A 14,367-nucleotide genomic window follows, 5' to 3' on the forward strand; every position below is an offset into this window, starting at 1 on the left:
ATCCAAAGTTACTGGACTTGCTGGCGAACCTGTAATTCCGGTATAATCTACGATGTCGCCTGCGGTTCCTGTAATAGTGAAACTTGCTGTTCCGACAGAACAAGTAGAACTATTACTACTTAAGGTAACTGTTGGATTTGCATTAATCGTTACGGTTTCACTGTTGACCAAGGCTCCAAAGCAGCTCGTACTAGGATTAGTAACATTCGTTAAAGTCATCGTTTGATCTGTGGTTACTCCTGCCACAATGATTGTTGCTATTCCTGATGCATCCAAAGTTACCGGACTTGCTGGCGAACCTGTTACTCCTGTGTAATCGACGATGTCTCCTGCTGTTCCTGTGATGGTGAAACTTGCTGTTCCTCCTGAACAAGTGGAAGTATTGCTACTTAATGTTACGCTTGGGTTGGCGCTTACAATAACATCAATAGTATCACTATCGGTAAACATTGTACCATCACAATTCGTATATTCCACTTCTACTGTAAAAGTTTCATCCGCAGCTGGACAAACATTAATAATAGGTGTATTACCAACTGGAAGATTAGCACCATTATACCAAGTTACCGTATAATTAGGTGTTCCACTAGGCGTAAAACGCCATGCTTCATCTGATGCAACCCAATTGGTAGTATTTCTTCCTGGAGCTGGAAATGCTTGGGTTCCATTATCATTTTGTATACCAACAATTCCATTACCAAAAACCCAAAAATCACATGTTGGTTTTTCTTCTATATATACCTCAATAGTATTCGTGCCTTCATAAAGCACCATCATTTGCGTGGTTAAATTTGTAGAACATAAAACATGAGGTACATTATAATAGGCCGCAACAAATCTTCTACAAGGATAAGTGCCTTGTATTTCCCAACCAATTTCATTTGTAAAATTTAACCCTGGCCCCATATCATGACCAGCACCAAAAATATTAGCTTCCGCAAGAGTTGGATTCGAATTATCTGGCAATATATCGGTAAAAAGGAAATCACTATTCGTATTTGCATACCCTAATTGAAAGCTTAACACACCATTAGCTCCAACTAACAATTGATTATATTGATTCCCGAAAAAACAAAACTCAAAAGGTAGGGCTATTACATCCGACCAATAATCATCCGTTAAAAATAATTGATTCGTTAATCCTGAAAAAGAAGATGGAGGAGCATAAGGTATGGATGAAATAGTATAAAATGTAGTTTCCCCTGTTTCAAGAAAAGTAGCAGTTAAATCTGTACAGCCGGTAGAACAATCTGCACTTATTTGCGCAGGTCCAGCGTCTACATTAGAGCAACCTGGTCCTTGAGCAATTGCAAGCTGAGCAGCAAATAAACAAATAACAACTAAAAATCTCTTCATAAAAAAAAAGGACTTGACATTTTTTAAGTAATTAGAAAAACCTTATTTATATCGCAAAATACTTAACTTAAAGTAATTAGCATTAAAAGTTATAAAAAAATAAGCAAAAAAACCGAAATCAATTAGAAATTAATTCTACTTCAATTCAAACCATAACAAACGGGAATTACTTATCTTTGCCAATTATAATTATTTTTATTTTTAATGAAACTGGATAGCAAATTAGACGAATTTAACTCATTAGGAGACAACCATGTTGGTACATCTACAAACACACCAATGCGTGAAGATGCTTTTACTCTTACAAATGAGGAAAAAATAGATAGTATTAAGAATGATGTGAAACATATCATGGAAACATTGGGGCTTGACTTAGAGGACGATAGCCTTAAAGGCACTCCGAATAGAGTAGCTAAAATGTTTGTTAAAGAAATTTTTAGTGGTTTAGATCCTAAAAATAAGCCTAACGCTTCTACTTTTGATAACAAGTATAAATATGGTGAAATGCTTGTTGAAAAAAACATTACTGTGTATTCTACTTGCGAGCACCATTTACTTCCTATAGTTGGTAGAGCACATGTTGCTTACATTTCTAACGGAACTGTTGTTGGTTTATCGAAAATGAATCGTATTGTAGATTATTTTTCAAATAGACCACAAGTACAAGAACGTTTAACGATTCAAATTGTAAAAGAATTACAAGAAGTTTTAAATACGGAAGATGTTGCTTGCGTTATTGATGCGAAACATTTATGTGTAAATTCTAGAGGTATTAGAGATGTAGATTCTAGTACTGTAACTAGTGAGTTTGGAGGTAAATTCAAAGAAAAAGATACACGTAGAGAATTTTTAGATTATATTAAATTAGACACTACTTTTTAGTAGTTCATGGAAACAGCCTACTTTATGCAAATTTCAACAAAACAAAACATAGAAATATACAATTCCCTTTCTGGTAAAAAAGAACAATTCAAACCTATAACAGATGGTTATGTTGGTATGTACGTATGTGGACCTACGGTTTATAGTAATGTACATTTAGGAAATGTAAGAACTTTTATGTCTTTTGATATGATCTTTCGTTACCTATTACATTTAGGTTATAAAGTACGTTATGTTAGAAACATTACAGATGCTGGACATTTAGAAAATGATGCAGATGTTGGTGAAGATAAAATTACTAAAAAAGCAAGATTAGAAGCTATTGAGCCTATGGAAATTGTACAGCGTTATACTGTAGATTTTCATAATGTACTTAACACTTTTAATTTTCTTCCTCCTAGCATAGAACCTACTGCAACTGGTCATATTATAGAGCAAATTGATCTTATTCAAACCATTATAGATAACGGTTTTGGATATGAGGTTAATGGCTCTGTTTATTTTGATGTACACAAGTACAATCAAACCAATGATTACGGTATTTTAAGCAAGCGCAAACTAGAAGATTTAATCCACAATACACGTGAATTAGACGGACAAAGCGATAAGAAAAACCCGCAAGATTTTGCCCTTTGGAAAAAAGCAGAACCAACACACATTATGCGTTGGCCTTCTCCTTGGAGCGATGGTTTTCCTGGTTGGCATTTAGAATGTACAGCGATGAGTACTAAATATCTTGGTGAATATTTTGATATTCATGGTGGCGGAATGGATTTAAAATTCCCACATCACGAATGTGAAATTGCTCAGAATAAAGCAGCAAAAGGAAAAGATCCTGTAAAATACTGGATGCATGCCAATATGCTAGAACTTAATGGTGCTAGAATGAGTAAATCTACAGGGAATTATATAAATCCTGCGGAATTACTTTCTGGACAAAATGACATTATGTCTAAGGCGTACAGTCCGAGTGTGGTTCGCTTCTTTATGATGCAAGCCTCTTACAGAAGCGTTTTAGATTTAACAGATAATGGCTTATTAGCAAGTGAAAAAGGATTTCACAAACTTTTAGACGCCGTTAACGCATTAGATACATTACCTACATCTAGCACATCTACATTTAATGTTTCGGAATGGAAACAGAAATGTTATGATGCGATGAATGACGACTTTAATACGCCTATTTTAATTGCTACTTTATTTGAAGCCGTTAAATATATCAATCAGATTAAAGACGAAAGTGCAACCATTACAAAAGCAGATTTAGAAGTATTAAAAAACACCATAAACAGTTTTGTTTTTGATATTCTTGGACTTAAAAATGTGAGTAAAGACGAAAAAGGAACAGATAAACTTTCTGGAGCTATGGACATCTTAATGAAACTACGTCAAGAAGCTAAAGCAAACAAAGACTTTGCTATGTCTGATAAAATTAGAGACGAATTAGCTGCTGTTGGTATTCAACTTAAAGATGGTAGAGAAGGAACAACTTTTTCTACGAACTAGGTGTTTTGTAATTCCTACGGAAGCAGGAATCTATTTTTAAAAATTTATGTTCAATTAATAAGATTCCTGCCTTCGCAGTAATAACAGATGAAAAAGTTATTAATAGCTCCTTTCCTATTTTTAATTAAAGTGTATCAGACGTTAATTTCGCCATTAACACCTTCTACTTGTCGGTTTCAGCCAACCTGTTCGCATTACACGAAAGAAGCTTTGCAAAAACATGGCTTGTTAAAAGGTGGGAAATTAGCAATAAAAAGGATTTTTAGTTGTCATCCTTGGGGAAAGTCCGGTTACGACCCTGTTCCTGAAAAGGATGACAACTAAAAATTTTCCAACGCGCCAGCTCGCCTGTTCTCTAAAAATGTACACTGTACATTTCCTTTACGCTCCATCGCCCTGGGGAAAGTCCGGTTACGACCCTGTTCCTGAAAAGGAGGACAACTAAAAAGAGATTCCTCCGTTGCAGTCGGAATGACATCATCAAAAAACATCTTGCATTCCCACAACTTCATATCGTTTTGTCATTTCGAACTTGTCGAGAAATCTATATATTCCGGAAAAGGAGGACAACTAAAAAGAGATTCCTCCATTGTAGTCGGAATGACAGCATCAAAAAACATCTTGCATTCCCACAACTTCATATCGTTTTGTCATTTCGAACTTGTCGAGAAATCTACCTGCTGATGAAAAGCAAGGCTCACAAAAAAATAGTATTTCCTTAACGAGCTAAGTCTTTAGAATCGTTTATATTTACGTTTTCAAAATAAATTCTATGCATTTTTTAATATTCGATTGGAATCCTACAACAGGAATTGACATCATTGGTAATTTCAAATTACATTTTTACAGTGTTATGTGGATTATTGCATTTCTGCTAGGATTACAAATTATGAAACGCATCTTTAAAAGAGATAATATAAAGGAAGAATATTTAGATCCTCTTTTTTTATATACCATTATCGCAACCATGCTTGGTGCACGTTTAGGTCATGTGATTTTTTACCAGTCGGAACTTATTTCTCAAGATTTTTTTAGCATCTTTTTACCTTTCCGTTTTGTACCAAAATTCGAATTCACAGGTTTTCAAGGATTAGCTAGTCATGGTGCTGCCATTGGAATTATCATTGGTATGTATTTATACCGAAGAAAATATAATTACAAATCTTTAATGTGGATTTTAGACAGAGTGGTAATTCCGGTTGCAAGTGGTGCCATATTTATTCGTTTAGGAAATTTTATCAATTCTGAAATTATAGGAAAAGTAACCGATTCTGCTTTTGGTGTTCGCTTTATTCAAGAAGAATACAACAAGTACGAAGCCATGCAACTAACCGGAATGAAAACGCCAAAGGAAGCATATAATGCCATTGCTAACAATCCGCAATTTCAAAACTTACTAGATGCAGTACCTTTTAGACATCCTGCACAATTATACGAGTCTTTTAGTTACATATTTGTGTTTTTAATACTTTGGTATTTCTACACCAAAACCAATAAAGACAAGCAAACAGGTTTCTTATTTGGTTTATTTTTAGTACTACTTTGGACGGTTCGTTTCTTTGTGGAGTTCGTAAAAGAAGCGCAAGTAGATGATCGTGCCACTTGGGCATTAAACACAGGACAATGGCTAAGCATACCATTTGTTATCATTGGTTTATACTTTATGTTTGTTTACAAACCAAAAACTGCTGTAAAATAAATTACTATGAAATTAAGAATATTCGCTACAACTATTTTATGCGCTACCTTATTTTTAAGCGCTTGTAAAGAACAAAAAAAAGATATAGCACCTATTGAGGTTTCCTTTACCAAAGAAGGAAGTCTTACAATTTATAAAGCCGCTACAGATTCTATTGTAGCGCGATTAGATATAGAAATTGCAGATACGGATTACGATGTACAAACGGGATTAATGTATAGAAATTCTATGCAAAAAACCCAAGGAATGTTATTTGTGTTTCCTACTATGCGTGAACGTTTTTTCTATATGAAAAACACCAGAATCCCTTTAGACCTTATCTATTTAGACAACAATAAACACATTGTCAGTTTTCAAGAAAACGCGGTACCTTTTGACGAAGCTTCTTTGCCGTCTAGAGTTCCTGCGCAATATGTTTTAGAAATAAATGCTGGATTATCTGAAAAATGGCTTTTAGAAGTTGGTGACCGAATAGAATACACGGAAATCAATGAAAAATAATGTCCGTAGTACATTTTTAAAAACTACTTCAGGACACACTATAAGTGTCACCATTTTTTCACCAGAAAAATCGAATAATAAAAGTATCGTTATTTCTTCTGCCACTGGTGTTTTACAAAAGTTCTATGCTAAATTTGCTGTTCATTTTAGCTATTTAGGTTTTACGGTTTATACTTTTGATTATTTTGGAATTGGAGCCTCAAACACAAAACACATAAAGCATAACACTGCCACTGTGAACACTTGGGCTTTAGACCAAGCTGCCGTTTTAAAATTTGCTAAAGAAGAGCAAGTACAACATAAAATAATCTTATTAACACATAGTATTGGCGGACAACTAATAGGTTTGAACCCTGAAATACACCTAGCAGATTCCATAATAACTATTGCATCGCAAAGCGGTTACTGGAAGCATTTTAAAGGAATCCCTAAATATAGGCTAATAGCTTTTTGGTACGTATTGATTCCTATTATCACTCCTCTATTTGGATACTTTCCTGCTAAAAAAATTGGATTATTTGAAAACCTACCAAAACACGTAGTGTACCAATGGCGAAAATGGGGAACGCATCCGGAGTACATGTTTGGAGAATTTAACGACTTACAATTCAGTAATATAAAATGTAACGTTTTGTCGCTTAGTTTTCCTAGAGATAGTTATGCTTCTAAAGCATCTGCAGATTGGTTAGCTTCCAAATTCACAAATACCAAAGTAGACAGAAGGCATCTTATTCCTGAAGATTTACACATAGAGGACGTACAGCATTTTGGTTTTTTTAGAGAGAAATTTAAAGACTCTCTTTGGCAACTCACTGAAAATTGGATAGATACCAATTAAATTTCAAAACAGTATTTTTCTAAAATACCTAGTATTAGGTATTTAGGTTTATTCCTTTTTTAGTACTTTTAAGTTGCTAATTAATCTTTTAAACCATGAAAAAACTAACCACAGTACTCGTATTTCTAATCAGTTTTTATTGTTATAGTCAAGATTATCATACTGTTGATGTTGTAACTGTTAATAAAAACAATTATGAAGTTAAAGCGGAGATAAAATCAGCAACATTTAAAATTCAGATTATAAATAACGCTGGACAAAATGCACAAAGCAGTATTAATTTCACCTATGACATAGACAGCACAATTGTTTCCAATACTATTATTCCTTTAATAAAAGGGCTAGACACACTTCCTGATGGTTATATACCATCTAAAACAGAAACAGCAAAATTAGATGCGCTTTTAGAAAAGATAAAAAAGAAAAAAAAAGCCTTACGAACAACAACAGAAATAATTGATGGCGAGCCTGCGCAATATTCAGGAAAAATAACTTTAAACAATGAGGTTAAGTTAACTAAAGGCTCTGACAAATGCTCTAATATTGGTCAGGACCAAGCCAATATCGCTAAAACGGATGATATTCTTAATATTAAGAAAGCGTACATCAATTTTTTCAACAATAAGGCTTCCACTATCGTATTAGAAGGATATATAAATGACGATAAAGTAACAGTAGTTAATAATAACTTTAGCGTTCCCATTCGTTTTTTTAATAATTATGGAAGTAAGACGCCATTTAAAACGAATAAAAATACGTGTTATGAACTAGATTATAATGATGTATTTGATTTTGACTCTGACCAACACTTTAATTATTCTATTGCTAATGACGAGTTACATTTTGACAAAGACACTTTAGTACAACCGGTTATACAAAGACAATTTTTTGATTTCTTTACAGCAGTTCTATACACAGACGTTATGGCTTTTGACAACAACAATAGCAACAGTCTTGTTAATGCGCAAGCGAAATTACTTTTACCATTAAACCAGAAAAACTCAACTATTAAAAATGCTAATTACACGCTTTTTAGACAAGTTCTTGCTGAGGCTAATATTGCGCTCTATAATGGATCTAATGATACTTTTAGAACTATTGAAATTACTAAAAACAGCACAGAAAATGGTAGCTTTAGTAATTTTGATTTATTAACCAAAAACAACATTAATGGAACCTTACATGTAGACGTACTATCTCACGAAGCGAAACGTTTTTTCTCTCATATTTCTTTAGGTTATCAAGGGACATTTTATAGAACTGCATTAAAAATATCGGAAATCAATTCTGGTGATGGAGATAGTGCCATAGACGACTCGAGTATTTCTTCTTTAATATCTACAAGTCATGGCCCTTATTTAAATGTAGAAATAAGACCACAAACCAACTTTGGAGCAGACGTAAGTATAAGTCTTAATAAACTTTCGTATAGTGGCGTAAACACCATAAATGATATTAATATTAGAGAGACGATGGATAGTGAAGGGGTAGACTATTTTGGAGTGGAATACAATATTGTAAATATTAAAGCGGATTTTTACTGGCTTACAAATCCTGAAAAAGGAAAAAAAGGCGGTGTTTTTGCTAGGTTAGGTGCTTTTTATCACACACAAAACTATGAAGTTTATCCGCAACTTATGGTAGGTTACGCGACTAACTTAACTTCCTTTGTCAATAAGTTTAGTCCGAAAGAGAAAGAAAGCAAATAGGCCCCGCGTTAAGGATTGATGCGGCATCCTTTTGTTTTGGATACAATAGCATTTTAAAAGCACATATAGACATGCTAAGAAAGAATATCTTGATTGCAATACGCCAGCAACAAAAGATACAGCGGAAAGCCTGACGCTACGGAGTTTTCACGTAGTAGGGTAACGCCCAAATTATGAAACTAGAAGAAATAAAAAAAACCTTTCCGCATAACACGGAAAGGTTTTTTAATATAATAAGAATGGAATTGCTAGTTGCTTATGCTTCTAACGCTTCGTCTTCTTTTTCTTTAATTTTTAATGCATCTGTTGCACCACCTCTTTTTACAGAATCGTACATGATTGGCGTTGCAATAAATAATGATGAGTATGTACCTACAACTACACCTACTATTAATGCGAACATAAATCCTCTAATAGAATCTCCACCAAAGATAAAGATAGCTAATAACACTACTAAAGTAGTTAAAGAAGTATTTAATGTTCTACTTAATGTACTGCTTAATGATGCGTTAATTACTTTGTCAAAATCCCAAGTAGTATGCTCGTTGAAGAATTCTCTAATTCTATCAAATACAACTACCGTATCATTTAATGAGTACCCAATAACCGTTAAGATTGCTGCGATAAATGCTTGGTCAATTTCCATTGTAAAAGGCATGAATTTGTAAGTAAGAGAGAAAACACCTAATACAATTAATACATCATGAAATACTGCTGCTACTGCACCAAGTGAGAATTGCCATCTTTTGAAACGGAATAAGATATATAAGAATACTACGATTAGAGATCCTAAAATTGCCCAGAATGAAGCTCTTTTAATATCATCTGCAATAGAAGGACTTACTTTGTAAGATTCCATTACACCAATTTGTTTATCCTCATCGTTAAGATTGATAAACTCATCATAACTAATGTTTGATAAATGTGGTTGTAATGCGTTAAATAATTTATGTCTGATTTCTTCATCTACTTCTGAAGAAGCTTCATTAATTTTATATTTAGTAGTAATTTTCACATCATTACTAGTACCAATTAATTTAGCATCTGCACTTCCAAATACTTCTTCAGCAGAAAGAATTCCAGAAATCTCTGAAGCACTAACTGGTTGCTCAAAACGTACTTGGTATGTTCTTCCTCCCACAAAGTCTACACCTTGATCTAATTTGTTTGTAAATAAAGATCCTAAACTGATAAGAATAAAAGCTCCAGAAACAATATAAGCAATCTTACGTTTCTTTAAGAAATCGATATTAATGTTTCTAAATAAGTTTTTAGTTAAGCTTGTTGAGAAATCTAATTTACCACCTCTATTAGCATACCAATCTACTAATAATCTAGTAATAAAGATTGCTGTAAATAATGAAGTTACAATACCAATAATTAATGTAGTTGCGAAACCTTTAATTGGTCCTGTACCAAATACAAATAAAATTAATGCGGTTAAACCAGTAGTAACGTTGGCATCTAAAATAGAAGATAATGCATTTGAGAAACCATCTTTAATAGATGTTGCTTGGTCTTTACCTTTAGCAAGTTCTTCTCGAATACGCTCAAAAATAAGTACGTTTGCATCTACAGACATACCAATAGTTAATACAATACCTGCAATTCCAGGAAGTGTTAATACTGCTCCTAAACCAGAAAGGATACCAAATATTAATAAGATATTTAATGCCATTGCAATATCTGCAAATAAACCTGCTTTACCGTAGTATAAGAACATCCATACTAATACTAATGCTAATGCAATAGCGAAAGAGTTTTTACCACTATCAATAGCTTCTTGTCCTAAAGAAGGACCAACTACATCACTTTGAATAATATCTGCTCTAGCTGGTAATTTACCTGCTCTTAAAACGTTTGCTAAATCGGTTGCTTCATTAAGTGTGAAGTTTCCAGAAATTTGAGAGTTACCACCTGCAATTGCTCCTGTTGTTACTCCAGGTGCAGAATACACTACGTCATCTAAAACAATAGCGATTTGGCTTCTTTGTGTAAAAGCTCTTCCAGTCATTTCTTCCCAGATTTTAGCACCTTTACTATTCATTTGCATACTTACAAGAGGTTTTCCTAAAGGATCATAATCTTGTCTTGCATCTACAACAACACCACCACCTAATTCTGGTACGTTTTCTCTGTTTGCAATTAATGCATATAAGTCTACTAACTCACTATCTCCTTTTTGTTTTCCGAAGGCGAATTTCACATAACGTTGTTCTGCTGGAAGTAAGCTTCTTACTTGTGGCATATTTAAATACTCACTAATAATTTCTCTATCGTTAATATTAACTAAAGCAATTGCTGCAGGATCTTGAGAACCTATTAACTTGTCTAAAAGCGGATTTGCAACTACAACTGTAGAATCTGGATCATCTCCTAAAAGGTCTGCAATTTTATCTTCTTCTGAAGTTGTTTCTTTAACCTCTTCTGTATTTACTTCATTCGATTTTTGAATGCTCTTAATCGTTTCGTTAGCCTGAACTAAAAAGTTGTTAAAAAGGGTTTTGTTATATACATCCCAAAACTCTAACTGTGCAGTACTTTGTAATAATTTAGTAGCACGTTCTGCATCTTTAACTCCTGGTAATTCTACTAGAATTCTCCCTGAGTTCCCCATACGTTGAATATTTGGTGATGTTACACCAAACTCATCAATACGTTTACGTAATACTTCGAAAGCAGAAACAATAGACTCATCAATTTTTCTAGAGATCACTGGCTTTACTTCAGAATCTGTCATATTTCCATCAATCTCACCATCTAGTGCTCTGGTATAGAATATGTCTGGAGAAGCTAATTTAGAATCTCCTTTTATAGCTTCAAAAGAAGTATAAAAATCTTCTAAATATGTATTCTGACTATCTTTTTGAAGTTCTGTAGCATCATCTAATGCCTTATTAAAAATAGGGTTTGCTGTATTATTCGCTAATCCTTTTAATATATCTTTTACTGAAACTTGTAAGATTACATTAACCCCACCTTTAAGGTCAAGTCCTAAGTTCATCGCATTTTCTTTTACCTCGTTGTAGGTATATTTTGCGACTCCAATATTATAGACCTCTGTATTAGCTAGTGAATCTAAATACCTTGTTTCTTTTGCAGAATCTCCATTTGCATAAGCTGCTGCATTACTTTCTATACTACTGTTTTTAAACGTGAATGATAATTGGTAAATACTTACCAAACCAAACAATAGCGCAAATAATTTTACTAATCCTTTGTTTTGCATTTTAATAATTTTTTATGGTCAATTTTTTGAACGTGCAAATATATAGTTTACGCGTAGTTTTTTGACACTTTTTTAATGTTTAAATAAGATTTTAGCTTGTTTATTCTTAGACACAAGTATGTGTTAAGAAATTAATTAGCTAGTTTTATGAAGTTTTGTTAGTATTTGGTCCTGCTCTAACTTCAGGTATTTTATACGAAGTATAATCTATTGCTATTGCAATATTTGTATTCACTTTATAGGCAACCTGTATATCTGTATGGATCTCAATTATTTCTACAATAGAAGCTGAAAAATACACATTTGGATTAGAATAACGATCGCTTTCTAATTTAGGTTCTATAGCAACTTTACCATCAAAGCCAGAGTTTGCATCCTTAGCATCTTGAATTTTAAAAACATCCAGATTATAATTAGCAGTATCTTTATTTGAAGGTACTTTTTCTTCTTTACTTTTGGAAGGATAATCTATTGCTAGATTTTTTTCGTTGGAAAGTATTTTCTTTACTAGAACAACATCTGCATCACTATAATAGGTGATTTTTAGCTGATTGTTTTCAATTTTATGAATTTGAATATTATCGACGCCTAGGTCAAACAATTGCTTTTTTACAATAGCAACCGTGTTTTCAATTTCATTGGAAGTGATAGTAGTATCGGAAAACTGCAGTACAATTTTCTGATTTGGCAAAGCAGATTGCTCCTTACTAATATAACCTAGTAAGGTGAAAGCAATAACTAAAGTACAGATGTACCACTTTTTCATGCGCCAAATATAAGAAAATAAGATAGTATATCTAAAAAAAAAGCCTGAGGTGTTTAATAAACATCTCAGACTTCTAAAATTAACCTTTAAAGTGGTGTAATTTACTTACATACCTTGAATTTTATCTACTTTTTTATAGCCTTCTAATGGTGTCATATTAAATTTCTCTGCATCTACAGCTTCTCCTTTAACCTCGGTCACTTCGTTAATCATAATAATGTCCATTCCCATTTGGTTCATGGTCATTTTCATATACATAGGAAAACCTTTAAACTCCTCACTAAAAGTTGTTGTTTGTTGATTTACTGCATTAATTTTTTCTGTAGAAAAAATATCCATTGTCATATTCACACCATCTTTACTCATAACAACATGATACACATTACAAACATAACCAAGAATGGTTTTTGTTTCATCCGCTTTAGTAATGGTCATTCCTTTTAAATCTTCTTCGCTAGGTTGCGTTATATCTTTTATAGCATATTGCTTTCCTCCAGCCATTGGGTTATTCATCATAACCAACATTTTTTTAGCTTCAGAATCAATAATATTAACAGCCTCTCCAGTCATTGGATTATTCACTTCTGTACGCGTTTTATTATCCTTGAAATAGGTTACAGAATTTATATCGCCAATCATTGCTAATTGCGCTTGCACCTCAGGACTCTCACTGGACATGGTCATTTTAGAAGCGATAACACCTTCTAACAATTGCTCTTGAGCTACAGCAGATAAGCTAAAAGCTACTAATAATACAAATAGATATTTTTTCATTTTTCTCATTTTAAATTATTTCTTTTTTACGTGTTACAACTTACTCATTTACTTGTTAAAAACAAAAAACCTCAACAACTATTGTTATTGAGGTTTTTATTATAACACTTATAATTGGATTATAATTCTAATAATCCGTTAGTTGCTTTTACACCTTCAGCAGATTCTGCTAATTTTGCTTTTTCAGCATCTGTTAAGCTAATTTCAACAATTTTCTCAATTCCGTTAGCACCTAAAACACAAGGAACACCAATAGCTAAATCGCTTAATCCAAATTCACCATCTAATAAAGCTGAACAAGGGAAAATCTTTTTAGTATCACAAGCAATTGCTTGTACCATTCCAGATACAGCTGCTCCTGGAGCATACCAAGCAGAAGTACCTAATAAACCAGTAAGTGTTGCACCACCTACTTTAGTATCTTGTACTACTTGATCCATACGTTCTTCCGATAAGAATTCAGAAACAACAACACTATTTCTTACGGCTTTACCAATTAATGGCACCATACCTTTGTCGCTATGTCCACCAATTACCATTCCGTCTACATCACTAATAGGCGCACCTAAAGCTTCTGCTAATCTGTATTTAAAACGAGCAGAATCTAAAGCTCCTCCCATTCCAATAATCTTACTTTTTGGTAAACCAGTAGTTTTATGTACTAAATACGTCATCGTATCCATTGGATTAGATACTACAATAATAATGGTATTTGGCGAATGCTCTATTAAGCTAGAAGACACCATTTTTACAATTCCTGCGTTAATACCAATTAACTCTTCACGAGTCATCCCTGGTTTTCTAGGAATACCTGAAGTAATTACACAAACATCAGAACCTGCTGTTTTAGAATAATCATTCGTAATTCCTGTTATTTTTGTATCGAATCCGTTTAAAGATGCAGTTTGCATTAAATCCATAGCTTTACCTTCCGCAAAACCTTCTTTAATGTCTAATAAAACTACTTCTGAAGCAAAGTTTTTAATAGCAATATATTCTGCACAACTTGCTCCTACTGCTCCTGCTCCTACTACTGTTACTTTCATTTTTTATGTTTTTAATTTGTGTTGATTTATTATAAGTGTAAAATTAATGATTTCTAATGAC

Annotated in this window: 11 protein-coding genes and 1 pseudogene; 7 read left to right on the top strand and 5 right to left on the bottom strand. The window is 33.2% G+C overall.

Features of this window, described 5'->3' with window-relative positions:
* A pseudogene (locus AMD28_RS03505) lies at positions 1-1,356 on the bottom strand (hypothetical protein); the annotation flags it as partial.
* A 204-nt stretch (positions 1,357-1,560) separates the two neighbouring features.
* Between AMD28_RS03505 and folE the strand changes: the two are divergent.
* The 7 genes from folE (at position 1,561) to AMD28_RS03545 (ending at position 8,491) form a co-directional block, all read left to right on the top strand.
* Positions 1,561-2,238, top strand: a complete 678-nt coding sequence (folE, locus tag AMD28_RS03510; protein ID WP_055442790.1) for a GTP cyclohydrolase I FolE — start codon at positions 1,561-1,563, stop codon at positions 2,236-2,238.
* A 24-nt stretch (positions 2,239-2,262) separates the two neighbouring features.
* Positions 2,263-3,744 (top strand): cysteine--tRNA ligase, encoded by a 1,482-nt coding sequence (gene cysS / locus AMD28_RS03515; protein WP_055442982.1) that lies wholly within the window; start codon positions 2,263-2,265, stop codon positions 3,742-3,744.
* 87 nt (positions 3,745-3,831) lie between these two features.
* Positions 3,832-4,068 (top strand): membrane protein insertion efficiency factor YidD, encoded by a 237-nt coding sequence (gene yidD, locus AMD28_RS03520; protein ID WP_055442791.1) that lies wholly within the window; start codon positions 3,832-3,834, stop codon positions 4,066-4,068.
* A gap of 448 nt (positions 4,069-4,516) precedes the next feature.
* The gene (lgt, locus tag AMD28_RS03530) at positions 4,517-5,443 is read left to right on the top strand and encodes a prolipoprotein diacylglyceryl transferase (RefSeq protein ID WP_055442793.1); all 927 of its coding nucleotides are present in this window, start codon (positions 4,517-4,519) and stop codon (positions 5,441-5,443) included.
* 6 nt (positions 5,444-5,449) lie between these two features.
* Positions 5,450-5,944, top strand: a complete 495-nt coding sequence (locus AMD28_RS03535) for a DUF192 domain-containing protein (RefSeq protein ID WP_055442794.1) — start codon at positions 5,450-5,452, stop codon at positions 5,942-5,944.
* Positions 5,934-6,782 (top strand): alpha/beta hydrolase family protein, encoded by an 849-nt coding sequence (locus tag AMD28_RS03540; protein ID WP_055442795.1) that lies wholly within the window; start codon positions 5,934-5,936, stop codon positions 6,780-6,782. Before AMD28_RS03535 ends, AMD28_RS03540 begins: the two co-directional genes overlap by 11 nt.
* Positions 6,783-6,877: 95 nt before the next feature.
* On the top strand, positions 6,878-8,491 hold the full coding sequence (locus AMD28_RS03545) for a hypothetical protein (RefSeq protein ID WP_055442796.1): 1,614 nt from the start codon (positions 6,878-6,880) through the stop codon (positions 8,489-8,491).
* Between the two features lie 256 nt (positions 8,492-8,747).
* On the opposite strand, the gene secDF is transcribed toward AMD28_RS03545, so the two are convergent.
* The 4 genes from secDF to AMD28_RS03565 form a co-directional block, all read right to left on the bottom strand.
* Positions 8,748-11,720, bottom strand: a complete 2,973-nt coding sequence (gene secDF / locus AMD28_RS03550; RefSeq protein WP_055442797.1) for a protein translocase subunit SecDF — start codon at positions 11,718-11,720, stop codon at positions 8,748-8,750.
* A 145-nt stretch (positions 11,721-11,865) separates the two neighbouring features.
* The gene (locus tag AMD28_RS03555) at positions 11,866-12,486 is read right to left on the bottom strand and encodes a hypothetical protein (protein WP_055442798.1); all 621 of its coding nucleotides are present in this window, start codon (positions 12,484-12,486) and stop codon (positions 11,866-11,868) included.
* 105 nt (positions 12,487-12,591) lie between these two features.
* Positions 12,592-13,260 (bottom strand): hypothetical protein, encoded by a 669-nt coding sequence (locus tag AMD28_RS03560; protein ID WP_055442983.1) that lies wholly within the window; start codon positions 13,258-13,260, stop codon positions 12,592-12,594.
* 119 nt (positions 13,261-13,379) lie between these two features.
* Complete coding sequence (locus tag AMD28_RS03565; RefSeq protein ID WP_055442799.1) at positions 13,380-14,306, bottom strand: malate dehydrogenase; 927 nt, start codon at positions 14,304-14,306, stop codon at positions 13,380-13,382.
* Positions 14,307-14,367 lie beyond the last annotated feature (61 nt).

Origin of the sequence: Lacinutrix himadriensis, from assembly GCF_001418105.1 — a bacterium.
GTDB classification, from domain to species: Bacteria; Bacteroidota; Bacteroidia; order Flavobacteriales; family Flavobacteriaceae; genus Oceanihabitans; species Oceanihabitans himadriense.

Excerpts from the sequence above, each read along its gene's own strand:
- folE (WP_055442790.1), top strand. The coding sequence starts at position 1,561 with ATGAAACTGGATAGCAAATTAGACGAATTTAACTCATTAGGAGACAAC.
- cysS (WP_055442982.1), top strand. The coding sequence starts at position 2,263 with ATGCAAATTTCAACAAAACAAAACATAGAAATATACAATTCCCTTTCT.
- yidD (WP_055442791.1), top strand. The coding sequence starts at position 3,832 with ATGAAAAAGTTATTAATAGCTCCTTTCCTATTTTTAATTAAAGTGTAT.
- lgt (WP_055442793.1), top strand. The coding sequence starts at position 4,517 with ATGCATTTTTTAATATTCGATTGGAATCCTACAACAGGAATTGACATC.
- AMD28_RS03535 (WP_055442794.1), top strand. The coding sequence starts at position 5,450 with ATGAAATTAAGAATATTCGCTACAACTATTTTATGCGCTACCTTATTT.
- AMD28_RS03540 (WP_055442795.1), top strand. The coding sequence starts at position 5,934 with ATGAAAAATAATGTCCGTAGTACATTTTTAAAAACTACTTCAGGACAC.
- AMD28_RS03545 (WP_055442796.1), top strand. The coding sequence starts at position 6,878 with ATGAAAAAACTAACCACAGTACTCGTATTTCTAATCAGTTTTTATTGT.
- secDF (WP_055442797.1), bottom strand. The coding sequence starts at position 11,720 with ATGCAAAACAAAGGATTAGTAAAATTATTTGCGCTATTGTTTGGTTTG.
- AMD28_RS03555 (WP_055442798.1), bottom strand. The coding sequence starts at position 12,486 with ATGAAAAAGTGGTACATCTGTACTTTAGTTATTGCTTTCACCTTACTA.
- AMD28_RS03560 (WP_055442983.1), bottom strand. The coding sequence starts at position 13,260 with ATGAAAAAATATCTATTTGTATTATTAGTAGCTTTTAGCTTATCTGCT.
- AMD28_RS03565 (WP_055442799.1), bottom strand. The coding sequence starts at position 14,306 with ATGAAAGTAACAGTAGTAGGAGCAGGAGCAGTAGGAGCAAGTTGTGCA.